20 protein-coding genes are annotated in these 23,136 nt (G+C 62.1%); 2 read left to right on the forward strand and 18 right to left on the reverse strand.

Annotation, left to right across the window (positions count from 1 at the left end; all coding sequences use genetic code 11):
- Positions 1–22: 22 nt before the first annotated feature.
- From R3F42_14510 to R3F42_14560, 11 genes are all read right to left on the reverse strand, one after another.
- Positions 23–580 carry a LemA family protein gene (locus R3F42_14510; GenBank protein ID MEZ5543230.1) on the reverse strand — a complete coding sequence of 186 codons (558 nt, stop codon included), beginning with the start codon at positions 578–580 and terminating at the stop codon, positions 23–25.
- Positions 581–677: 97 nt separating this feature from the next.
- Positions 678–1,985, reverse strand: a complete 1,308-nt coding sequence (purD, locus tag R3F42_14515) for a phosphoribosylamine--glycine ligase (protein MEZ5543231.1) — start codon at positions 1,983–1,985, stop codon at positions 678–680.
- A 648-nt stretch (positions 1,986–2,633) separates the two neighbouring features.
- Positions 2,634–4,196: a bifunctional phosphoribosylaminoimidazolecarboxamide formyltransferase/IMP cyclohydrolase gene (gene purH, locus R3F42_14520; protein ID MEZ5543232.1), complete on the reverse strand. Its 1,563-nt coding sequence runs from the start codon at positions 4,194–4,196 to the stop codon at positions 2,634–2,636.
- Between the two features lie 4 nt (positions 4,197–4,200).
- Positions 4,201–4,461 (reverse strand): DNA-binding transcriptional regulator Fis, encoded by a 261-nt coding sequence (gene fis, locus R3F42_14525; GenBank protein ID MEZ5543233.1) that lies wholly within the window; start codon positions 4,459–4,461, stop codon positions 4,201–4,203.
- Positions 4,458–5,444, reverse strand: coding sequence for a tRNA dihydrouridine synthase DusB (gene dusB, locus R3F42_14530; protein ID MEZ5543234.1), 987 nt, complete (start codon positions 5,442–5,444; stop codon positions 4,458–4,460). Before dusB ends, fis begins: the two co-directional genes overlap by 4 nt.
- A gap of 113 nt (positions 5,445–5,557) precedes the next feature.
- Positions 5,558–6,340, reverse strand: coding sequence for a DUF3426 domain-containing protein (locus R3F42_14535; protein MEZ5543235.1), 783 nt, complete (start codon positions 6,338–6,340; stop codon positions 5,558–5,560).
- 94 nt (positions 6,341–6,434) lie between these two features.
- Positions 6,435–7,322, reverse strand: coding sequence for a 50S ribosomal protein L11 methyltransferase (gene prmA / locus R3F42_14540; GenBank protein ID MEZ5543236.1), 888 nt, complete (start codon positions 7,320–7,322; stop codon positions 6,435–6,437).
- A 163-nt stretch (positions 7,323–7,485) separates the two neighbouring features.
- Complete coding sequence (accC, locus tag R3F42_14545) at positions 7,486–8,826, reverse strand: acetyl-CoA carboxylase biotin carboxylase subunit (protein ID MEZ5543237.1); 1,341 nt, start codon at positions 8,824–8,826, stop codon at positions 7,486–7,488.
- Positions 8,826–9,269: an acetyl-CoA carboxylase biotin carboxyl carrier protein gene (gene accB / locus R3F42_14550; protein ID MEZ5543238.1), complete on the reverse strand. Its 444-nt coding sequence runs from the start codon at positions 9,267–9,269 to the stop codon at positions 8,826–8,828. Before accB ends, accC begins: the two co-directional genes overlap by 1 nt.
- 50 nt (positions 9,270–9,319) lie before the next feature.
- Positions 9,320–9,769, reverse strand: a complete 450-nt coding sequence (gene aroQ, locus R3F42_14555; protein MEZ5543239.1) for a type II 3-dehydroquinate dehydratase — start codon at positions 9,767–9,769, stop codon at positions 9,320–9,322.
- A gap of 377 nt (positions 9,770–10,146) precedes the next feature.
- The gene (locus R3F42_14560; GenBank protein MEZ5543240.1) at positions 10,147–11,070 is read right to left on the reverse strand and encodes a hypothetical protein; all 924 of its coding nucleotides are present in this window, start codon (positions 11,068–11,070) and stop codon (positions 10,147–10,149) included.
- A 590-nt stretch (positions 11,071–11,660) separates the two neighbouring features.
- Between R3F42_14560 and R3F42_14565 the strand changes: the two genes are divergently transcribed.
- On the forward strand, positions 11,661–13,172 hold the full coding sequence (locus R3F42_14565; GenBank protein MEZ5543241.1) for a tetratricopeptide repeat protein: 1,512 nt from the start codon (positions 11,661–11,663) through the stop codon (positions 13,170–13,172).
- 152 nt (positions 13,173–13,324) lie between these two features.
- Here R3F42_14565 and R3F42_14570 read toward each other — a convergent pair whose 3' ends face one another.
- The 5 genes from R3F42_14570 to R3F42_14590 all read right to left on the reverse strand — a co-directional run bounded on the left by R3F42_14570 (position 13,325) and on the right by R3F42_14590 (position 20,269).
- Positions 13,325–14,968, reverse strand: a complete 1,644-nt coding sequence (locus R3F42_14570) for a sulfotransferase (GenBank protein ID MEZ5543242.1) — start codon at positions 14,966–14,968, stop codon at positions 13,325–13,327.
- Positions 14,961–17,432 carry a tetratricopeptide repeat protein gene (locus tag R3F42_14575; GenBank protein ID MEZ5543243.1) on the reverse strand — a complete coding sequence of 824 codons (2,472 nt, stop codon included), beginning with the start codon at positions 17,430–17,432 and terminating at the stop codon, positions 14,961–14,963. Before R3F42_14575 ends, R3F42_14570 begins: the two co-directional genes overlap by 8 nt.
- Positions 17,429–18,712 carry a tetratricopeptide repeat protein gene (locus tag R3F42_14580; GenBank protein MEZ5543244.1) on the reverse strand — a complete coding sequence of 428 codons (1,284 nt, stop codon included), beginning with the start codon at positions 18,710–18,712 and terminating at the stop codon, positions 17,429–17,431. The genes R3F42_14575 and R3F42_14580 overlap by 4 nt, the downstream gene beginning before the upstream one ends.
- A gap of 171 nt (positions 18,713–18,883) precedes the next feature.
- On the reverse strand, positions 18,884–19,687 hold the full coding sequence (locus R3F42_14585) for a phytanoyl-CoA dioxygenase family protein (protein ID MEZ5543245.1): 804 nt from the start codon (positions 19,685–19,687) through the stop codon (positions 18,884–18,886).
- Between the two features lie 6 nt (positions 19,688–19,693).
- Positions 19,694–20,269: a tetratricopeptide repeat protein gene (locus tag R3F42_14590; GenBank protein MEZ5543246.1), complete on the reverse strand. Its 576-nt coding sequence runs from the start codon at positions 20,267–20,269 to the stop codon at positions 19,694–19,696.
- Between the two features lie 357 nt (positions 20,270–20,626).
- Here R3F42_14590 and R3F42_14595 point away from each other — a divergent pair, with 357 nt between their 5' ends.
- Positions 20,627–21,325, forward strand: coding sequence for a 2OG-Fe(II) oxygenase family protein (locus R3F42_14595; GenBank protein MEZ5543247.1), 699 nt, complete (start codon positions 20,627–20,629; stop codon positions 21,323–21,325).
- 65 nt (positions 21,326–21,390) lie between these two features.
- Here R3F42_14595 and R3F42_14600 read toward each other — a convergent pair whose 3' ends face one another.
- Together R3F42_14600 and R3F42_14605 are read right to left on the reverse strand one after the other, a co-directional pair.
- On the reverse strand, positions 21,391–22,023 hold the full coding sequence (locus tag R3F42_14600) for a TIGR02466 family protein (protein MEZ5543248.1): 633 nt from the start codon (positions 22,021–22,023) through the stop codon (positions 21,391–21,393).
- 27 nt (positions 22,024–22,050) lie between these two features.
- Positions 22,051–23,124, reverse strand: a complete 1,074-nt coding sequence (locus tag R3F42_14605; protein MEZ5543249.1) for a hypothetical protein — start codon at positions 23,122–23,124, stop codon at positions 22,051–22,053.
- Between the last annotated feature and the right edge of the window lie 12 nt (positions 23,125–23,136).

Raw genomic sequence — 23,136 nt, forward strand, 5'->3', positions numbered from 1 at the left:
ATTCGCCTCAGGGCCGTTGCGTTCAGCGCAGATTGACCGCCGGTGTCGCCGTTTCGGTTTCCGGCACCTCGAAATAGGTTGCCTGCTTGAAGCCGAACAGGCCGGCCACGATGTTCGACGGGAAGGTCTCAACGCCGTTGTTGAGCGCCATCACGCTGTCGTTGTAGAACTGGCGCGAGAACGCGATCTTGTTCTCGGTGGCGCTCAGTTCCTCCATCAGGCGCGAGACGTTCTCGTTGGCCTTGAGATCGGGATAGTTTTCCATGAGCGCAAACAGCTTGCCCATCGCTCCGCTCAGTATGCCCTCCGCGGCGATCGCCTCCTCCGGCCCTTTGGCGGCGACGGCCTGATTGCGGGCGTTGATGACCATGGTCAGTGTTTCCTGCTCGTAGGACATGTAGTCCTTCACGGTCTCGACCAGATTGGGGATGAGGTCGTGGCGGCGCTTGAGCTGGACATCGATCTGGCGCCAGGCGTTGGCGACCTGGTTCTTCAGGTTCACCAGCCGGTTGTACAACAGCACGCCCCAGAGGGGTATGGCTATGATGAGTGCGAGTAAGACCCAGCCGATATTTTCCATCTTTTTCTCCTTGTTGCGGCCGGCAGGCCGCCGCTACCGTGACCGAAGGTTTCAGCGTCAGCAGCCCCGGCCGGCGTGCCCGGCAAGCACCTGCCGATCAGTCCAGGCGTACTGCGCCGGCCCGGGTTTCGCGTTCCAGCGCACGATAGCCGATGTCGGTACGATAATAAACATCCGGCCACTCGATGCGGCTGACACAGGCATACGCCTGCTGCTGCGCGGCGCCGATGGTCTCGCCCAGCGCACACACACAGAGCACGCGCCCGCCGCTGGTCTTCACCGCATCGCCATCAGCGACCGTCCCGGCATGAAACACCTTGCAGGGCATGCCCTCGGCAGCCGCCAGGCCCGTGATCACATCGCCCTTGCGGTAACCGGACGGGTAACCGCCCGCCGCCATCACTACCCCCAACGCGACTCGCGGATCCCACACTGCCTCCACGGTGTCGAGCCGGCGGTCCAGCGCAGCCAGGCACAGCGCCACCAGGTCACTCTGCAGACGGCACATGACGGGCTGCGTCTCCGGATCGCCGAAGCGCACGTTGAACTCCAGCACCTTCGGCACACCGTCGGCACCGATCATCAACCCGGCATAGAGGAACCCGGTGAAGGCGTTGCCCTCGGCCGCCATACCGCGGATGGTGGGCAGTATCACCTGCTGCATGACCCGCTCGTGGAGCTCCGGCGTCACCACCGGGGCCGGCGAATAGGCCCCCATACCGCCGGTGTTCGGTCCGGTGTCGCCATTGTCGCGTGCCTTGTGGTCCTGCGAGGTAGCCAGCGGCAGGCAGTGCTCCCCATCCACCATCGCGATGAAGCTGGCCTCCTCGCCCTGCAGGAATTCCTCGATCACGACACGGTGTCCGGCCGCGCCGAAGGCATTGCCGGCCAGCATGTCGCGCACGGCCGCGATGGCCTCGTCCTGCGTCTGCGCCAGGATGACGCCCTTGCCGGCAGCCAGCCCGTCGGCCTTCACAACGAGCGGGGTGCCCTGCGCGCGGATGTAATCGATGGCCGCATCGACATCGTGAAAGCTCGCGTAGGCTGCCGTGGGGATCGCGTGTCGGTGCAGGAAATCCTTGGCAAACGACTTGGAGCCTTCCAGTTGCGCCGCGCCGCGGCCCGGCCCGAAACAGGGCAATCCGGCATCCCGGAAGCGGTCGACGATCCCGGCCACCAGCGGCACCTCGGGCCCGATGATGGTCAGGCCGATGGCCTGCGCCCGCGCGAAGGCGATCAGGGCGTCGATGTCGAGCGCATCGATGGCGACGTTCTCGACACCCGGTTCCAGCGCGGTACCGGCATTGCCCGGCGCCACGTACACCGCGTCCGCGAGCGGCGACTGCGCCGCCTTCCAGGCCAGCGCGTGCTCGCGCCCGCCATTGCCGATAATGAGGATGTTCATGATTGCTGTATCAAATGTATCCGCCACAGAGATCACGGAGCGCGCAGGGAAGTGAATACTCCACCGGCTAAAGCCCGTGGCTTCAGGTTACCGCTGAAAGCTGGATCGATCGGCCATCCGGCCGATTGCCCCGACATTCAACTCCGCTGGCATTCCACGCTCCCCGTGCACCGCAATTGCCCATACGCCTGTATGAAGGTCCCCGTCATTGCGGCGCAGGCCGCAATCAGATCTACCCATGGAGCAGTCTCTCTGGATGCCGGCATACGCCGGCATGACGATTTGCCGCCTGAAGGCGGGGGGTTTACTGATCCCCTATTAGAGACGCTAAATATACGTGTCGCGATTTACGATCATACGTGAAGCACAGAAATTACTTACGGAACCTCTGGTCAATGAATCCCGTCATTGCGAGCGTAGCGATGCGATCCCCCACATGGTATCAGCCAGTTCGAGATTGCTGCGTCACCGCGTTCCGCGGTAACCGTTCCATGCGCTACGCCACCTCGTGCATGGCCCAGGCCAGTCTCTCGGCCGTTCCCGGCCTCACCTTCTCCCTGCGATCGTCGCCATGACGGACGAGCCAGATGTTACTTAAAAATACGCCTGCGTGAATTACAACACCCCGTGTTCTCTGTGGCGTTACTGTCAGTGCCGGAAATGCCGCATGCCGGTGAATACCATGGCGATGCCGTGTTCGTTGGCGGCAGCGATGACCTCGTCGTCGCGCAGCGAGCCGCCGGGCTGGATCACCGCGGCGACGCCAGCCGCCGCCGCCTGGTCGATACCGTCGCGGAACGGGAAGAAGGCGTCCGATGCCATGACCGAACCCTTGACCTCGAGACCCTCGTCCGCGGCCTTGAGCGCCGCCACCCGGGCGCTGTAGACACGGCTCATCTGGCCGGCGCCGACGCCGACCGTCATGCCGTCGCGGCAATAGACAATGGCATTGGATTTGACGAATTTGGCGACCCGCCAGGCGAACAGCAGATCCTGGATTTGCGCTGCAGTCGGCGCCTGCCGGGTCACCACCTTCAGCGCGTCGGCCGTGACCCGCCCCAGGTCGCGGTCCTGCACCAGCAAGCCACCGTTGACGCGTTTGAAATCAAGCATGGAAACGGGTTCGTCCGCCCAGCACCCGCATTCCAGCACCCTTACGTTCTTCTTGGCGGCCAACACCGGCAGCGCCTCGGGATCGACCGCAGGCGCGATGATCACCTCGACGAACTGGCGCTCGAGGATTGCCGCGGCGGTTTCCGCCTCCAGGGTGCGGTTGAAAGCGATGATGCCGCCGAAGGCCGAGGTCGGATCGGTCTTGAATGCCCGCTCGTAAGCGGCGAGCGGGGTGTCGCCCAGGGCGACCCCGCAGGGATTGGCGTGCTTGACGATGACGCACGCCGGCCCCTCGGGGAAGGATTTAACGCATTCCAGCGCAGCATCGGTATCCGCCACATTGTTGTAGGACAGCTCCTTGCCCTGCAACTGGTGTGCGGTCGCGACTGACGCCTCGCGTGGTTCGTGCTCGACATAAAAAGCGGCACGCTGGTGCGGATTCTCGCCGTAGCGCATGGTCTGGGCACGGCGGTACTGCAGACTGAGGGTATGCGGGAAATCCGCGCGCTCGCCCGCGGCATCGATCGCCCCGAGGTAATTCGCGATCGCGCCGTCGTAGCGTGCCGTGTGTTCGAAGGTCTTCAATGCCAGCCGGTAGCGCGTGGCTGCGGAAACCCGGTTTCCACCAGCGCGCATTTCCTCGATCACCGTCTCGTAATCCGCACTGTCCACCACCACGGTCACCGCGGCGTGATTCTTCGCCGCCGCGCGCAGCAGCGTCGGACCGCCGATATCGATATTCTCGATAGCCGTACCCAGATCGCAATCCGGTCGTGCCACGGTCAGCTCGAACGGATACAGATTGACCGCCACCAGATCGATGGGCAGGATGCCGTTCGAGGCCATGACTTCCGCATCGATGTCGCGGCGCCCCAGGATGCCGCCGTGGATGCGCGGATGCAGGGTCTTCACGCGTCCGTCCATCATCTCCGGGAAACCGGTGTAATCGGACACCTCGGTGACGGCAACACCGGCCTGCTCGAGCATCCGCGCGGTACCACCCGTGGACAGGATCTCCACACCCAGCGCGTGCAGCTCCCTGGCAAAGTCGACCACACCGCTCTTGTCGGAAACGCTTATCAGTGCACGCGCGATCATGTTTTCAGTGTTCCAGGTTGTATTGTTTGAGTTTCTTGCGGAGGGTCGCGCGGCTGATGCCCAGCATTTCGGCGGCCTGACTCTGGTTGCCGTCCACGTGATGCATGACGACATTGAGCAGTGCGGGTTCCACCTCGTTGAGTACCAGGTGATACAGGTCCTTGACCTTGTGTCCGTTCAGATCGCCCAGATAGAGCTGTATGGCCGAGGTCACGCTGCGGCGGATAGGCTGTTTGCGGCGCTCGCGCCGGGGCTGCGCGATCATGCGGCCTGTACCTGTTGATCAGCACGCCGGGCGAAGAACTCGTGCACACACGCCAGCTGCGCCGCCGCACTTTCCAGACGGTTGATCCGGTCACGAAAGGCATTGCCGTCGCGCTGCCCGCGGCTGTACCAGGCGATGTGCTTGCGCGCCACGCGCACGCCGGTATATTCGCCGTAGAAATCGTACAGATGCTCGAGATGACCGCTGAGAACGCGGCAGATTTCCGCTGCTCCCGGCTCCGGCAGCAGTTGCCCGGTACGCAGGTAATGGGCGATTTCGCGGAAGATCCAGGGCCGGCCCTGGGCTGCACGCCCGATCATGATGCCATCGACCCCGGTGTAGCGCAGCACCGCCGCCGCCTGTTCGGGGGTATCGATATCACCGTTGGCGATCACCGGTATCCCGACCGCGGCCTTGATTGCGCGCACCGTATCGTGTTCGGCCGCACCGCGATAACCGCAGGCACGCGTACGTCCGTGCACGGCAAGCGCCCTGATCCCCGCCTGTGCGGCGATCCGCGCCACGCGCAGGCCGTTCCTGTGCCCTGGATCCCAGCCGGTACGTATCTTCAACGTGACCGGCACCGGAACTGCCGCGACCACGGCATCGAGGATCCGGCCCACCAGCGACTCGTCGCACAGCAGGGCGGAACCAGCCATCACGTTGCATACCTTCTTTGCGGGACAGCCCATGTTGATATCGATGATCTGCGCGCCCTGGTCCACATTGAAGCGTGCCGCGTCTGCCATCATGACAGGATCGGAACCGGCGATCTGCACCGATACCGGCGCCGGCTCGCCGCGATGATCGATGCGGCGCCGGGTCTTGCGGCTGCCCCAGAGCAACGCGTTCGAGGACACCATCTCCGACACTGCCATGCCGGCACCGAGTTCACGGCACAACTGACGGAACGGCCGATCGGTCACACCGGCCATCGGCGCCAGCACGAGATTGTTTGGTAATTGATAGGGTCCTATGTTCACCGGTGTTATGACGTTTGGAGTAACGGATTTCATCCCGGGCCGAAGGGACCGGAGATAATACCCGCTTGCGTGATCATGTAAAAGCGTTAAAAAAAGCGAAGTGAATTCAGGCTTCAGAGAAAGCCGAACTGATATGACACGGCTTTGTCACCCGGATCCTGCACTTCCAGAACCACCTGCACGGTCGCGTGTGCCGGCAAACCGGCGTTGTAATCGGGCCCATTGCGCAGGTATTCCGCCGGCCGGAACCGGCGCATGGCGACGGGATTGCCGGCCATGTCGGTAAAACTGACCTCGAATACGGGATATGGCTGGGTAAAGTCGGCACGATTCTCGAATGCCGCGTTGATCAGCAGGGCACCCGCCGCAACCGGGTGTTGACGCACATCGCGCTCCAGGATGGCCAGTCGCGACAGATCGACACGCAGCGGCAGTTCGCAGCGCAGCACCGCGCAGAAGCGCTCGAGTGCCGGCCGCCATGCGGGATCGGCCGCCAGGCCGACCCGGTTAAAAAACGTCCATTGCATGCCGAGCAGGACGACCAGCACGGCGATCGCGGAGAGACTGAACAGGTCCCGGCCCTGCAGGCTCCGATGCTCCCAGGACGATCCGGTGAGCATGGGCGGCAGCGCGTCCATTTCCGCCGCCGGTTCGGTCATGCGCTCCTCCACGTCGGGCTCGACTTCGATGCCTCCCATGCGCGCCGCCTCGCTGGTCAGGGCGAGACTACCGGCCGCATCGACCGCTGCGCGCACTGCCGCCAGGTCTTCGTACAGATAGTCGACGGCGCTGTAGACCTGCCGGCACTCGCCGCAGCGCACCCTGCCCCCCGCCCTCCCCAGCTGGGCGGCGGATACCTGGAACACCACAGAGCAATTCGGGCAATAGGTATACATGGACAAAAGTTTACCTTAATTCACTGACGGATTGCCGGAATCGGCGGTGCGTGCAATGGCGCTGCGATCCGCGGCGCGCACCCTGTGTCGCGGTTTACGCTCCAGCAGTGTGTTTCGTACCCGTCAGCAGCACCCACTCCTCACGCTGCTGTGGCGCATCGAATACGATCCAGGGGGCGTAGGCCGCGCTGACCGCTTCCGCCTGCGTCGCCAGGATGCCGGTCAGCAGCAGGGTGCCGCCCGGCCGGAGCAGGGCGGACAGTACCGGCGCCAGTTCCACGAGTGGATTTGCCAGAATATTGGCTAGCACCAGATCGGCCGGGGTCCGATCGAGGTCGTCGGGCAGACAGACATCGATACCCGAGACAATGCCATTAGCCGCCGCGTTTGCCCGGGTAACCGCCAGCGCAGCGGGATCGATGTCCGTTGCCAGCACCTGCGCGGCGCCGAGCCTGGCGGCCGCGAGCGCCAGGATGCCCGAACCGCAACCGTAATCGATGACACGCCGGGCGACCGGCGGATGATGGTCCAGCCACTCCAGACACAGCGCCGTGGTGGCGTGGGTGCCGGTGCCGAAGGCAACCCCCGGATCCAGGGTAATCACCGCGGCCCCGGCGTCCGGACAGGCCGCGCCGGATGGACAGACCCACAGCCGCGCGCCGAAACGCATCGGCCTGAATGTATCGCGCCAGGTATTGGACCAGTCACGATCTTCCAGTACGGAGACGGCAAGTGGCGGCAGCGGCTCGCCCAGGACCGCACGCAGTGCCGCCTCGACGGCAGCGGCATCGGCAGCGGCGGAAAACAAAGCCACCACACGCGGATTGCGCCAGATCGGCTGGGCCCCGGGCAGCGGCTCCACGAGCAACTCGTGCGCCGCATCCTGCAGCGACACGGACAGCGCACCTGCCGACTCCAAGGCGGCGGTCACGGCCTCCGCCAGCTCGCGCGGCACGTCAATGGAGAACAGCAGCCAGTTCATGCCCCACCTCTATAGCCGCGTGTAACGCAGTCGCGGCAGGCGCGCCGACTGTCACCGCGATCCGCCCGGGCGCATGCCGTGCCCGTCGACGCGTCGTGTTGCGAAAGGGAATCAGCACAGGCATGGAGATCCTGCGGTCGGGACCGTCGCGGAGGCGTGGTGGCTACAGCCCCAACTTCTTTTCCAGGTAGTGGATATCCGCGCCGCCGGCCATGAAAATCGGATCCGTGACGATATCGCGCTGCAACGGCACGTTCGACTTGATACCCTCGATGACGATCTCGTTCAGCGCGACGCGCATGCGTGCCAGCGCCGAGGCGCGGGTCTCGCCATGCGCAATCAGCTTGCCGATCATGGAATCGTAATACGGCGGCACACGGTAGCCGTTGTAGATATGGGTATCCATGCGGATTCCCGGGCCACCCGGCGCATGGTAATTGCTGATGGTGCCCGGTGAAGGCATGAAGTTGGTCGGATCTTCCGCATTGATGCGGCACTCGATGGCGTGGCCGCGGATCCGGATATCCTTCTGCTTGTAGCTCAGCCCCCTGCCTGCCGCGATGTACAGCTGTTCCTTGACGATATCGACACCGGTCACCATCTCGGTGACCGGGTGCTCGACCTGGACACGGGTATTCATCTCGATGAAATAGAACTCACCGTTTTCGTACAGGAACTCGAACGTTCCCGCCCCGCGGTACTTCAGCCTGGCACAGGCCTCCGCGCAACGCTGCCCCATCTCCTGACGCTGCTTCTCCGTGATGCCCGGCGCCGGCGCCTCTTCCACCACCTTCTGATGCCGGCGCTGCATGGAACAGTCGCGCTCGCCGAGGTGGATGGCATTCCCCTCCCCGTCGCCCAGCACCTGGAATTCGACATGACGCGGCGTCACCAGGAATTTTTCCATGTAAACGACGTCGTTGTTGAATGCGTTCTTGGCTTCGGTGCGGGTCAGCGAAATGGCGCCGAGCAGCGCCGCCTCGGCGTGCACCACGCGCATACCGCGCCCGCCGCCACCGCCGGCCGCCTTGATGATGATCGGATAGCCGATCCCGCGCGCCAGCTTCAGGTTGGCGGCGTCATCGTCCCCGAGCGGGCCGTCGGAACCGGGAACGGTCGGTACGCCGGCCTCCTTCATGGCACGGATGGCCGCGACCTTGTCGCCCATGATGCGGATGGTTTCCGGCCGCGGGCCGATGAAAATGAAACCGCTGCGTTCAACCTGCTCGGCGAAATCGTCGTTTTCCGAGAGGAAGCCGTAACCGGGATGGATCGCGCTGGCATCGGTCACCTCGGCCGCGCTGATGATGGCCGGGATGTTGAGGTAGCTCTCCGTCGACGGCGCCGGCCCGATGCAGACGCTCTCGTCCGCCAGCAGCACATGCTTCAGGTCCCGGTCTGCCGCGGAATGCACCGCCACAGTGGCGATACCGAGCTCATGGCAGGAACGCAGGATGCGCAGGGCGATCTCGCCCCGGTTGGCGATGACGACTTTTTCCAGCATCAGCTGATCACGAACAGGGGCTGACCGTATTCGACCGGCTGACCGTTATCAACCAGCTTCGCGGAAATCTTGCCGGCCTTGTCGGCCTCGATCTGGTTGAGCATCTTCATGGCCTCGATGATGCAAAGCGTGTCGCCGACCTTGACGGTCTGGCCCACCTCGACGAAAGGCTTCGCGCCGGGTGACGGTGCCTCGTAGAAAGTGCCGACCATCGGCGAGGTGACACTGTGACCGGCGGGTACGGCAGGCTCAGCCGCAGCCTCGGGTATTGCCGCGGCCGGTGCTGCGGCGACGGGTGGTGGCAGCGGCGGCGGATAATAGGCCGCGGGCACCGGCCCGGTACGGCTGATCCGCACCGACTCCTCGCCTTCGTGAATCTCGATTTCAGCGATCTGCGACTCCTCCAGCAGCTCGATGAGTTTCTTGACCTTGCGAATATCCATTGCTGTGTCCGTTCAGTTAAGTGTTCGTTGCGGGAAGCACATCTGCCGGCTTAATCAGTTTGTTTGTTCAGATAGTCCACCGCCGCCTCCAGCGCGAGCCGGTAGCCGGTCGGCCCCAGACCCGCTATGACACCGACCGCGATGTCCGAAAAATAGGACTGCTTACGGAACGGCTCGCGGGCATGGACGTTGGACAGATGGACCTCGATAAAGGGAATCCCGACCGCCTGCAGCGCATCGCGCAGACCGATACTCGTGTGAGTGAGCGCCGCCGGATTAATAATAATGAAAACAATATCCTGCGCGCGCGCGGCCTGCACCCGATTGATCAATTCATGTTCGGCATTACTCTGGAAGTGCACCAGCTCGAACCCGGCCTCGGCTGCCTGCGCCTGCAGGTCGGCGACGATCTCGTCCAATGTGGCGGCGCCGTAATGCTCCGGCTCACGCGTGCCCAGGAGATTGAGATTCGGGCCGCTGAGGACGAGTAATTGAGTCATGCTGTGTCGTGGAAACTTATTGATTTGACCAGTTTTTCATCAACGATATGGCCGCAAGCGGCGATTCGCCCAGGATCCGGGCGAATTCTAATTAATTCGGAGTGGTCTTGTCCAACGAATGTGCGCTATCGCGCTCGAATGCGCCCCTGTTTACTGCAATACCAGGCAAGATCGCGGATTAATCGTGGCAGCGCCACCGCTCCGGCTGCCGGCTTGCGGGCGCCAGAGTCCGGCCCGGCGCATTGGCCGAGCCGGGGACACGGGAGGGGGTTTCGGATGTCGCCGCGTACCGCCGGGGCTGGCGGCGTCAGGCACGTCCAGCCGGCGATCGCGTGTTAGCGGGTCTGCCGTGACTATCCATCACAGCAGCGCAGCCTTCAGAACATATCGACCGTGTAATTCGCCAGCGAAGGACCACTGACTAGCGCGCCGTTGATGTCGAAGTGACGCACCTGTGTCACCACCGGCGGTGCCGATGGCATCGTACCCGGCAGGGGCCCGGTTATCGGCCTGGCCGGCAGCGGTACGATGGTGAATCTGGGTTCGTAATACTGCAGCAGACCGGTCGGGCTGATGTAACTGACAACCAGCGAATCGCCCGCCACCTTATGGATGACATTCCGCTGGGAGCCGGTGTACGAGCTGATGTCCTCGGGAATCAATTGGAATGACGAGGGCGGCGCGCCGTCAGCCGCGAATTGCAGGGTAATCTCGATCGCACCATAGGTCGGCCATGTCGCATTCGGATCGAATGTGGGGTGCGTCACGATGCCATGTGACGGTTCGATGTTGTTCAGGTTACCCAGCGCAGTCGACCCCAGACCGATATTGTATTCGAGCGGATGGGGCGTGCCGGTACCCGGCAGAATCTCGAGGTTGATCGGCACGTTGTTGACGTGGTCGGCAATCGTAGGGTATTCGGCCGTGGTCGATACGTGGATCGCACCGGTTCCGACAGGAAGTCCGGATGTCGGCAAATCGATGACAAGCACGCTCAGCCATGGCTGGTGTCCGGACGAGTTCGTCAGTTCCCAGTAGGAATGGGTGGGGTTCTGCACGGCACGAGAGGTCTGATCCGGCAGCAACCTGACAATCGACTTGATAGGCAATGCAACGGAGCCGCCACCGCTCGGCGCGTAGCTTGCCGTCGTATTCGCCAGGGTCATGCCATCAGGAGAACCGACCGCCACAGTGATCGTGTCCCCGGCCCTGGCTGCGATCGGCATGGTGTTTATCGCGGTACAGCCATACAGGACCGACATCCCTGCGAGTATGGAAAACAAGATTTTCAGGAATTTCATAGTAGGCAAGCGTCGATCCATTCGGTTGAGTTGGGGAATTTCAGTAGACATTAGGTGAAATAGCGGAAATTCGCAATTGTACCTTTTGCCGATATCCGTGTAGGCGTTCCGGCAGCGGCCTGCGACCCGTAATTGCCTTTTATTTCATAATGATAAGGCACCCCATGCGGCGCCGTCCAACACCCCGGTGCCTTGGATCTACAGCATGACCGGCTTTCCGGTCGCAGGGGGAGCAAGCGCATGCGCGCCGACGCCGGGCACGGCGCCCGGCGCCACGACCGCGCATTCCCCGCAGGGACGGCATCCCGAGAGATCCGGCGGTCATCTGGCCAACTACCACCGATCGTCGCAGGTTGTACAGCTGCTATGCCCGGATAGCGCCGGGCGCCCGGGATGCGAGCCGGCAGCCGTCCTGCGTCCACGCCGCAACACGCGCGGGCCGTGTGCGGGCATCCGCATTATGATGTAATCTAAAGTTCAATTCTGGTTCCGAAACAACCAGTTCAACCCCGTATCACAACCGGACCCCAGAACCAGCAGGCCCTGACGGGTGCAATGACAATGCCGGTTCGTCGGCAAGATAACTCCACGTGGCCAATCCGCAAAAGCTGGTAGCAGAGGGACAGACCGCATTCAGGGAAGGACGCCTTCCTGAGGCGCTGGATCTGTTTCTGCAGGCAAGCAGAAAATTGCCGCAGGACCCAGGGATTTGGCATATGCTCGGCATACTTCACAGCATGACCGGCAATGCCGATGCGGCAGAAGCATCCTGCCGCAGGGTCATCGCCCTGCAGCCGAACTCCCACACCGCCTACAACAACCTCGGGACGATACTGAAAAACAAGGGTCAACCCAGCGCCGCCATCGCATGCTACCGCAAGGCGCTCGAAATCGCCCCCGGATATGCCAATGCAGCGAACAATCTTGCCACCCTGCTGCGCGAGACCGGCGACAGAGATGAGGCGCTCGCGCACTATCGGAACGCAGTGCGCTTGCAGCCGGATTATGCCGAAGCCTACAGCAACCTCGGCGCACTGCTGCAGGATATGGGCGACCTGGCCGGCGCATTGCAGGCCTATCAACAAGCGGTGCGCCTGCAGCCAGACAGTGCGCTGTGGCTGTTCAACCTTGGCTGCGGCCTGCGCGAGGCAGGCAAATTCGAGGACTCGGCACGCGCATTCCAGCAGTCATTGCAGCGCGATCAGAACAGCGCGCGCACCTGGGACGGTCTTTGCCACGTCCAGCTGGAATTACGTCGTTTCGAGGATGCATGTCAAAGCGGGCTGCGGGCCCTCCAGCTCGAGCCCGACCTGGTCGAGGCCTGCTTGCATACGGCAGCGGCGCATCAGGCCAGCGGCCGCACGGCAGCAGCCATCGAACTGTACCGCCGTGCGCTGGAGATCGATCCCGGAAACGAGACGGCCCGCTACTTCCTCGCCGTCATGGGTGTCATGGAGACACCGGACAGGTCGCCGGCTGACTATGTCAGGAAGCTCTTTGATGGCTATGCAGAGACTTTCGACGAAGCCCTGGTCAACAAGCTTGAATACCGCACCCCCGCGCTGCTGTTCGATCTGGCACGACAGCATTTCCAGCCGGACCGGGATAAGCTGGACATCATAGACCTGGGTTGCGGTACCGGCTTGTGTGGCACCCTGTTCCGCCCCCTGGCAAAGCAGCTGGTCGGCGTGGATCTGGCCCCGAAGATGATCCAAAAGGCCCGCGAGCGCGCTGTCTACGACACGCTGCTCGTCGACGATCTGACCCCCCCGCTGCTTGCCAGCCCCGCAGCTTACGACCTGGTGCTCGCCGCCGATGTGTTTGTTTACATAGGCGATTTGTGGCCGGTATTTGCGGCCACGACCGCGGCACTGCGCCCGGGGGGGCATTTCCTGTTCTCCACGGAAAAGGCCGAAGCCGGGCAGGCTATCGTCCTGCGTGATTCCGGCCGCTATGCGCACAGCAAGGATTACATCAGCGAGCTGGCCGCGAGAGCCGGTTTCGAGATGATCAGTTCTGATGACGTATTTCTGCGCAAGGACGGCGGGAAGGACATCAGAGGCATGCTCTACAACCTCCGGCGGCCGGCGGCCGGCAGTTAAGCGCCCGCGCATGACGACAAATCAGCTCGGGCTGGATTTTGCCGCACGCCCGCCAACGCCTACCCGCATGACGGGCGCAGCTTACCGGTCGCATCTGCCCGCGCGAACCGCGTTGCTGACTGAAATCCGGCCCTGCCAGGTGTGACAAATCACTACGGTCGCGGCTGCGGCTGCGGGGAACTATGAGCCTGGTTCCAGGCGGAATAACCGAACGCCGCCACGTAGGGCGCGAGAATATCCTGTATAGCTGCGACCTGCGCGCCGTAGTTTTTCCAGCGCCCCACCGCGCGCGTGTAGAGTGGGGTGGACACGTCGATGAAACTCGGCGTGCGCACCATCTTCGCGCCTGCCTGTTCGTGGAATGACCTGACAGCAAGATCCCATTCGACGCCGACGAATTCCAGGATTTGTTTCGACGTCGCATCAAAATTCACGACCAGGTCCTCATAGCGATACTCATGGTAGCGCAAGCCGCCGAGAATCGACTTGTAATGCCCCCACAACTCCAGCACCGCGGCATAGAAACGCGCAGTATCCTCAAGATCAAGAAAATGCAGCGTCGCCGGATTGAGTTTGAATGACTGCATAAAGCAGCTCAGACAGACGTCACGAGGATCCCGCAAGGCAACGATGAAGCGTGCGGCAGGAAACAGCATGTGGATGAATCCCGCCTCGATGATATTCAGCGGCAGCTTGTCGATATAGGTCAGACCCGCACCGCTCGAGCGCGTGACCCGCTGCAGGTTTTCCATGTAGAGCTGCCGCAGACCGTCGATAGCGCTTGCAGAGAGGCCGGCGAGAATTGCCGGATATGCATCAAGCCTGCGCTCGCCACCTGTCAGCTGCGCGATCAGGTCGGTAATCAGCGGCTCTTCCTGCGTTGTCACGACGCCAGGCCGGGTTTGCAGTATCTGCTCGAGCAACGTCGTTCCGGAGCGCGGGAAACCCACGAAAAATATCAGTTGCCTTCCGGTTTCATCGCTCTCGCCGGCGCCCGCGGGAAGGGTGCCGGCGTCACGAAAATGCGCGATACGGCGCCGATATAAATCCTTGTCGAACGGCGCACTTGCCGCAACGGCCTGCAAGTCCGCGTTCGCCCGCCTGAATGCATCGAATGCCGCATCGAAATCGCCCATCCTGTCCAGCGCATGGCCGAGCTCACTCAGCAGATTCGCGCGGTGGATCGGATGCTGATTGTTTGCGATTGCCACCTGGAGGCGCGCGACAGAGTCCCTCGTCCGGTCGTCCCGGCGATCGAGACGCGCCAGCACGAGGTTGGCGGATGGATTGTCGGCATCGAGTTGCAGCGCTTCGGTAGCCGCCTGGCGCGCCTCGCCGTTACTGCGCAGCATTTCCAGCGAGATCGCCATGTTACCCCAAACACCGGCATCAGCATGGGCGTTCTCGACGAGCCAACGATAGCTCTCGATTGCCTGCTCATGCTTGCCGAGATGCGCATAGAGATTGCCGAGCGTCAGACGCGGCTCAGGTGATTCAGGCTGGAGTTCGCTTGCCTCCAGCAGGCAAGCCTCGGCGCTTGCCGTCTTGCCGGCGACCAGATACAGCTGCCCGAGCAGCAGCAGTCCCTGGTAACTCCGCTCAATCTCCAGTGCGGCTTTGAGCCTGGCCTCTGCTTCAGCATAGCGCTGCTGCCTGGCGCAGATCATGCCGTCGAGCTGCAGCAACCGCGCATTCGCCGGATCCATTCGCAGCAGCTCACCAGTCACCGCCCGTGACTCGTCAAGCCTGCCTGCGTTGAACAGTTGCCAGGCCTGCTGCTCGCGGGTCTCAGGCATCGAGCACCTCCAGCAACGGCCCGAGATGCTTTTCGTATCGACGCCAGCGCTCCACCGAACCGGTATATATGGGTTTCCTTACCTGGTCATAACTCGGAGTATTCACTGTACGATCCAGTTCGTGGTAGTTGAGGCATCGTTCATTCCAGTCAAGACCGATGAATTCTATGATCCTGCGGCTCATCTCTTCCTGGTTTGCGACCACCTCTTCGTACTGAACATCCATGATCGGAATCGTCAGCGTCCGTTTCCAGTGCGCCATCAGTCGCTCGTACTGGCGATAGTACAGACCTAGCGATTTCAGGTCACTGGCATAAGGGTGGAAGGAATTGAAATGCTTGAAGTAGATTGACAGGCAGGTATCGATCGGGTTGCGCATGCAGTGTATGACCCTGGCACCGGGAAAGAGGGTATCGATCAGCCCCAGTGCCTCGAAATTGTGCGGCATCTTATCGACTATCCGTTTCGCTCCCGGCGCATAATGGCTCAACTGTTCCAGGTATTCGGTGGCGATCCGATCGAGCGCATCCTGGGATGCCTCTCTCATGCAATGCGGGTAGGCAAGCGCGCTGGACAGTCTCTGCTGCATGGACGCAGACAGGTGGTAGATGTCCTCCAGTTCTCCGGCGCCATGCACGTCCGGGTGGCTGGCGAGAATCTGTTCCAGCAAGGTAGTGCCCGAGCGCGGCATTCCCACGATGAAGACCGGCAGCTTCGAACGATTTCTTGACCGTCGGTGTTGCTTGTGTCCCGAGTGGGCATAGGCCTGCATCTGCGTTGTAAACAGCCGTTCGGTCTGCTCGACACTGTAACCCGGGTGATCCTCGGTGTTAGCCGCATGATAATGCGCAAAGGCCCTGTCGTAGTCACCGGCATCGTTGTACAAATCTCCCAGCACGAAATCGCGCTGGATACGCCCCCACTTCTCCAGACCTTCCGGATCGAGCCGCTCGAGGGTGCTCAGCGCCAGCTCGCGCTTGTCGAGATGTTTCGCGAGCACGCCGAAGGCAAGCGCAACGAGTACATTGTCCTGATGCGTCTGCAACAAGGGGTGCAGGATGCCCTCCGCCTCCCCGATACGGCCGAGCCGTTCCAGCACCATTACCTGCCCGGCGGAGGCCTCGGGATAATCCGGTCGCAGCGCAGTCGCCCTGCCGAATTGCACATAGGCCTCTTCGAAGCGGCCCTGCTGCTGCAGGCAGGTCCCGTAGTGGTAGCAAGCCTCGGCGAAATCCGGCTGCAGTTCGATCGCACGGAGATATGCCTTGTTTGCTTCGGGAAAATTCTCGCGGAATCCATCGACGCACAGGAGGGCATTGCCCAGGTTGTTCCAGGCAGCCGCCAGCCCCTCGTTATGGGTGATTGCCGAGCGAAACGTCGCGATGGCCTCGTCGAAACGGCCCTGGGACATGAGCACGGTACCCAGATTGTTCTCGAATTCGGCACTGGCCGGCTCGATTGCAAGCGCCGCCCGGAAATGCCGCTCTGCGCCAGCGTGGTCGCCGGCTTCCTGCAACAGCAACCCCAGGTTGTTGTGCGCCAACGCACAGCGCGGGTCGATCGCGATCGCACGCTCGAATGTCGTGCTCGCCGCCTTGATATCGCCCAAGGCATGCAACGCGCCGGCCAACGTGTTATACGCTTCCGCATAGTCGGCCCGTGCAGCAAGCGCCCTTTCAACCCAAACGATCGCATCCTGGGGCCGGCCCGCCTCCACGAGCGCAAGCCCGAGCAGGTTCCCGAACTCCGGATTCTCGGGATGCCGCTCGCAAGCTGCGCGGTAGGTTGCGATCGCATCGTCAAGCCTGCCCAGACGTCGCTGGATCTTGCCCGCTTCCTTGACGACCTCCGCATTGCCAGGATCGCTTTCCATCAGCGCGGCCAGCCCACCCAGCGCCGCATCGCGATCGCCGCGCAAGCCAAGCGCCAGACATTTGTTCAGTCGCGGACCTGCCGCGCCGGGATCGAGCCTGGCTGCCGCATCAAACTGCTCGATCGCCGCGTTATACTCACCCTGGTCCAGCAACGCCAGCCCGAGATTGTTGACTGCCGCGAACTGCCGCGGATCGAGCTTGACGGCCGCACGTGCGTAACGCAGCGCTTCCGACTTGCGGCCGATCTGCCGCAGCACAGCGGCGATATTGATATAGGCGGAGAGGTATGCCGGATTCAGGCTGATCGCCTTCGCATAAGCGTCCGCGGCCTGCTCGTGCTGATGCAGTCCCTGCAGGGCCACGCCCAGGTTATACCAGGCGCCGACGTGTCCCGGCGACAGTTCCACCACCTTGCGACAGCACTTCGCGACCTCATCCAGCGCACCCAGTTGTGACTGGACCCCGGCACGCAGAAACCAGGCTTCCGCCTGCCCTGGAGATTCGCGGCAGTACTGTTCACACAAGCGCAGCGCAGCGCCGGTCTCGCCGGTGCCAAGCAGCGCCATGACCTTCTCGGGATAAGCCTTCACCCCGACTTCCCGCCTTTAGCCAGAACGAAGACGAGACCGATGATATCTTCGCCGAATTCCTTTCTGAGCACGAACTGCTCAGTGGACAGCGTCCGGAGACCGCGCTCGGCTGCAAGCTGCGTGACATGCCCGGGGTTCTGTGCGTAGCGGCCGGATTCGCGCAGCACATAGGGCTGCTGTCCTTCGTGCTTTTCAATCGAGAGACTCATCAACCCGCCGTCACGCAATGCCAAGGCACAGGCATGGAGCAGCGACCGCAGGTCACCGATGTAGGTAAAGAGGTCGCCGGCAAGGATCAGGTCCCAGACTCCAGCCTGTCCGGCGAGAAATGTGCCCACATCCTCCTTGACAAGCCGATCATATATTTTCAGCTCCCCCGCCTTGTCCAACATGCGCTGCGAAAGATCGACACCGGTAAGCGAGCGTGTGATATCGGTAAACTGCCGCGCACATAAGCCGGTTCCGCAACCGAGGTCCAGAGTATCCAGCAGCTGGTGATTCTGGCCCAATGCACCGCGGACCAGCCGGTTCATGACCTCCGGCGCGGAGTATTGCAGCGTGCCGACGAGGTGCGCCTCGAAGCTGTTCGCATATCCGTCGAACAGCTCCTCAACATAGTTGACCGGTGACCGTGGCGGCGCCTCACTGGCACCGATAACGGAAAGAAAGTAAGCGGCATTAACGTGCCCTGGCTCAATCGTCAGGATGCGCCGGAAACAATCTTCCGCCTCCGCCAGCGCCTTGCGCTTGTGCAACAGGAAACCCAGATAGTAAAGTGCACCGGTATGCTGCGGCGCGACGGCGAGTGCCCGTCTGAGGCAGGTTTCAGCGTCGACGGGGTTGTTGTCGAACAACAGCGACATTCCCAGATTGGCCAGTGCGTCCGGGTAGTGCGGCTGCGCACGTAACGCCCTCCGGTAATACCCGGTGGCCTCCCGGTAGTGGCCCTGCTGACGCAGCGATGTGCCCAGATTGTTCAGCGCTTCGGGATGCTCCGGGGCCAGCGCAAGGACGGCACGCAGCACGCGCTCGGCTTCGGTGTAATGGCCGCCGTCGATCAGCGCGACACCGAGATTGACGTTGGCGCTCACATAGTCGGGCCTGAGCGCGACAGCCTCGCGGAACTGGGTCGCCGCCGCTGCGGTCTCGCCCAGCGCCCGCAGGACACAGCCCAGATTGTTGCGCAGCATGGCATTGCCAGGCTGGAGCCTCACCGCCCGTTCCAGGGCCACTCTTGCCGCCGCGTTGTCTCCGGTCATGCTGCGCACCAGGCCAAGCATGCCGCAGAGATTGGCATCATCGCACTTACCGTATTCCTCCAATATATGGCGCGCCTCCGCAATCCTGTTGGATTGAATCAGTTCCTGCGCACGTTGTGTCGTGGCTGCCAGGCTGCCGGGTTTGGTCGTCATCGTCAGTACGGTATTCGCAGCAGCTGACCGGCGCGCCCGTCAGTTCGCATACCGGAACAATGCCTGGAGTTCGGCCGGCAATGCCGCAAGCGTATCCGAACCGATCAGCAGGGGCTTCTGGTTATAGAAATTCGTCGAATCCCGCCACCATGGCCGACAAAAAATCAAATACAGGATCGGGCGCTCGGACGCGGTGTAATTGGCCGTTCCGCCATGCAACAAACGCGCGTCGAAGAGATAGCAGCCGCCGGGTTCCGGGACAACCGACAGTGAATCCATCAGGTCAGGCTGCTGCTTTTTCCATTCGATGCCGCGGCGGTGAGTCCCCGGCCAGATACGCGTCACACCGGTCATGGCATTGAGCGGAATCAGCGGAATCGCCAACGTGATCGCGTAGGGCGGCAGGGACTGCGACAGGCCCTCGTCCTCATCGAACAGGAAGGGGAAATCAACATGGACATGCTGATCCGCGGAATCAGGCCGGGACGTGACGGCGACATAGGAATCGAGGATGCAATCAGAACCAAGGAGTTTGCGCAGCACCCGCATCACGGCAGCGGGCGCAAACAGGTCCGGATCATTGAAGGGCGGCCTGATATCTATCGCAAGCATCGTCCGCTTGTCACCGACCTCCTTAGCGGGATTCACGGTATTGCCGTAAGCCTCGTCGTAGGCCTGCCCGATCCCCGCAATATAGTCCGGCGGGTAGACACCGTTTATGACTACCGCCCCATGCGCCAGGAAAGACTCCGCACAGGATTTGGCGAAGTCTTCGACCGCGGATTCATTGCCGGCATCCGGCGCCCGGAATGAAATGCTAGCGGCCAATGTCTTTGCTGTCATCGTCAGTCACCCTGAATGATCAATCTGCCTGAGCAACTGCATAGCCGGGGCGCTGCCGGGCTCCAGCTGGAGCGCCTTCGAGGCGGCCGCTCTTGCCTCAGGGAGCCTGCGCCTGAGCAGCTCGATCTGCGCGAGCATGGTGTACCCCATGGCCAGGTCGGGCGCAATCTCCAGCGCGGCGCTTATATAGCGCAATGCGTCGTCAAGGCGGCCCGAGGACAGCAGCACGCCACCGAGGAAAAGGCGGGGCTGCGCGGCGCCGGGTTTCATCGCTACCAGCTTCTCTCCCTGCTTGATGGCGGCAGCGACATCCTTTGTCAGCGTATAAACGTTGGCGAGGTGCGAGGCGATCTCGAAATGATTCGGCGCGAGCTCCGCTGCGTGCTGGAGGCAGTGGCGCGCGTGGCCGAGATTCCCCGCGCGGACGTAGCCGATACCCAACTGCTGCCATGCCACGGCATGCTCCGGCGCCTGATCACAGAGCACATGGAGCAGCGACAGGGAGGCCTGCAGCTTGCCGGTTTCGCGCAGTTCGACTGCTTTTGCGAGCGCAGGATTTTCAGGGTAGAGTTGATCAATCATGGGACGGCGGCTCGATCGACTGTCAGTCTCCCAACAACGCGTCGAGCGGGTAGCTTATTCGTAACGCATTGATAATTAATTATTATCCATCGCCCGGCCGCAGGCCGCAGCCGCCATTCCGGAACGATTCCTCCATATGTCATTTGACTTTAGCAATTCGTACAATGTTTTGGAACCATCCGCCCCGCTGGTCCGCTGGCGGCAGCGCGGAATCCGGAGCGCCAGCGCGGGCGCGGTGGCGGCAGCGGCGACAGTCACAGCACCTGGGCCAGCACGCACCCCAGGCGCCCACGACCACTCCCGCGTTGGCGGTTATCACAAACGATCGCTGCGGCGAACAGTAATCAGACGGGCGACATGAACGACAGCGGCATCTTCAATCCGGATATCGACCTCACCGCCCACCGGAAGACATTCGCGGACAAGGGATATGTCAGGATCGAAAACGTCCTGCTTCCCGAGCAGGCCGAACGCATCGAAACAGCGCTGGCGAGCGGCGTCCCCTGGGAATTGTGCTATCTGACCGAATCCGGACCGGTATCGATACCGCAAAGCGAGTATCGGGCGTTCGGCCCGGCACAGGCAGCGGACTTAAATCAGGCCATTCTCAAACAGGCGAAGCAGGGTTTCGCGTATTTTTACTACCGCTCCGACCTGGTCCGCAGCGAGAACGAGACACTGCGGGCATTCTACAGCGAGCTGTCCGGCGAACGCTGCCTCGGCATGTTCCGCTACCTTACCGGTGAACCCGGCATTCGCACGGTCAACGGCCAGGTGGCCTGCTTCACCGCGGCCTGTTTCCTGAAACGGCACCAGGACGTCACCGACAAGGAAAAGCGCATCGCGGCCTATGTTTTCAGCTTCACCCGCAACTGGGACCCTGACTGGGGGGGACATCTGCATGTGCTCGACAGTCAACTCAGGAACACCGATGTCTTCGAGCCGAGCTTCAACAGCCTGACCATATTCCGGGTCCCCAGAATCCACTTCGTCTCGCAGGTATGCAATTACGCCATGGGCGCACGCTACACGGCAACGGGCTGGATGCTGGCTTAACCACGGGTAAAGCTCCCGCGCCGACGCTGTCAGTCACCGGTTCCGGCCGGGACCGCAACCCCGCCTCAGGAAGGCCGGGCCGCAGCGGCTATATAAGCGATATTGAATGCAATCGATATGCGCTGCTCGTCAGACGCGTTCTCCTCGACATGATGCTCCATCCAGGCGGGGAAGAACAGCGCATTACCTTCGCGCGGCGGTATCCTAACGGTATATGAATTAATCACGTTGGGTTCCTGGAACGGCAGCTGCAGGTAGCGCATCGGTCGTCCAAAATCCTCCAGCACCAGAGCCCCGCTGTTATCCGGTACCCTGACGTAGTAGCAGCCGCTGAGCACCAGCGGATTCAGCGTGCCGGTCGGGGACTGGTGCGAGTGCACGATGTTCGAGTTGCCGCTGGCGTTGACGTTGGCCCACATCGAGGTCACACGCAGCCGGCTCGACTCCCGCCCGAAACCATACTCGAGCCCGACCTTTCCGAGCCGCTCTGTGATAAATCCGACGAGCGGTTGAAAGGCCTTTTGCCGGTGCAGTTTGCCGTGGCTCTGCCACCCGCCCCTGTTGGAGTAGCGCACACCAGGGTCGTGCTGCATCTCAGCCACCACCGCCGCGGCCAGCCGTGCATTCACGGAGACGGATTCCGGCATCTCGAAAGTCCAGAGCGGCACCCCGAAGAGCAACGACATGGCATCAGACATGCAGGACTCCTGCTGCGCGCAGCCGCATCACGCCCTGGCCACCCCGGTGCCACCGGGGTCAGGACGGCAGTTCAATTCCCGCGCATAACGCACCGTTCGCTTCCAGCCATCGAATCGCTCTATCCACTCGAGTCCCGCATTCACTTCCGGGCCGATATGACTCATCAGGCTTGCCATCTCACGCTGCCGCTCGGCAGACGTGTATTGCTTGCTCGTGTCCTTGGCATGCTTGTTCCAGATACCGGATTGCATGATCGACGCCAGCACCTGTGCATCCAGCCCAAGCCCCAGAAAATCACTGCTCTCGCTCAATACACAGCGGGCATTGTCTAACAGTGTTGCAGAATCGACGCAGACGCACCTGTGCGGCAACGCATCGAGGGCACTGTTGTAGCTGCGGACCTGGGTCATCCAGACGTAGGCTGCCAGTTGCGCCTCCGTCAAATCGCCGACCTGCAGCGAATGAAGCTCCGAGTGCCGGTCCAGCATATTGTCTCGTAACGCGCGCCCCACGAAACGCCGCATGAACATCCGCCGGCCCGCCGATTTCAGGTTCGCCGCTATGAAGTCATCCGCCTGCGCATATAACAGTACGGCTCGGCTGTTTTCGTGCAGGGAGAGAATGTCAGCGATGATGTTGTTGCAGGAGTCGGTCGGCTTGATGATCGACCGTTCGCCGGCATGCCATCCTTTCGACAGCATCGACATGGAAAATCGCAGCAGCTCACCCCAACGAGCGCTGACGTAGCGGGGGAAATCGTCAGCCCTGCGCCTGGCGACAGCAAGCTGATGCAAATGCACCGGTTCGCGATAGACCAGCGTGCTTCCCGCCACATCGAGCGCCCGGCTCATCAGGGTTGAACAGCAATAGGCGGTATGGAACAGCAGACGCGCGGGCTCCGGTGACGGGACGGAGTCGAGCACCTCGTCAAGCGCGAACGTGTGCGTCCGTGCAGTGGGACTGACAATTCGACTGTCCAGAAAACTGCTTTGCCTGAACGAATCGCGCGTCATGTCGCGGAATACGGCGACACCCGCCTCGAAATCATACTTTTGCAGATACAAACCCGGATCGGCGACCCGTCCAGCAAGATTGCCCATGCGTGGTATATC

The organism is Pseudomonadota bacterium, from assembly GCA_041395565.1.
In the GTDB taxonomy this organism is placed as follows: Bacteria; Pseudomonadota; Gammaproteobacteria; order UBA9214; family UBA9214; genus UBA9214.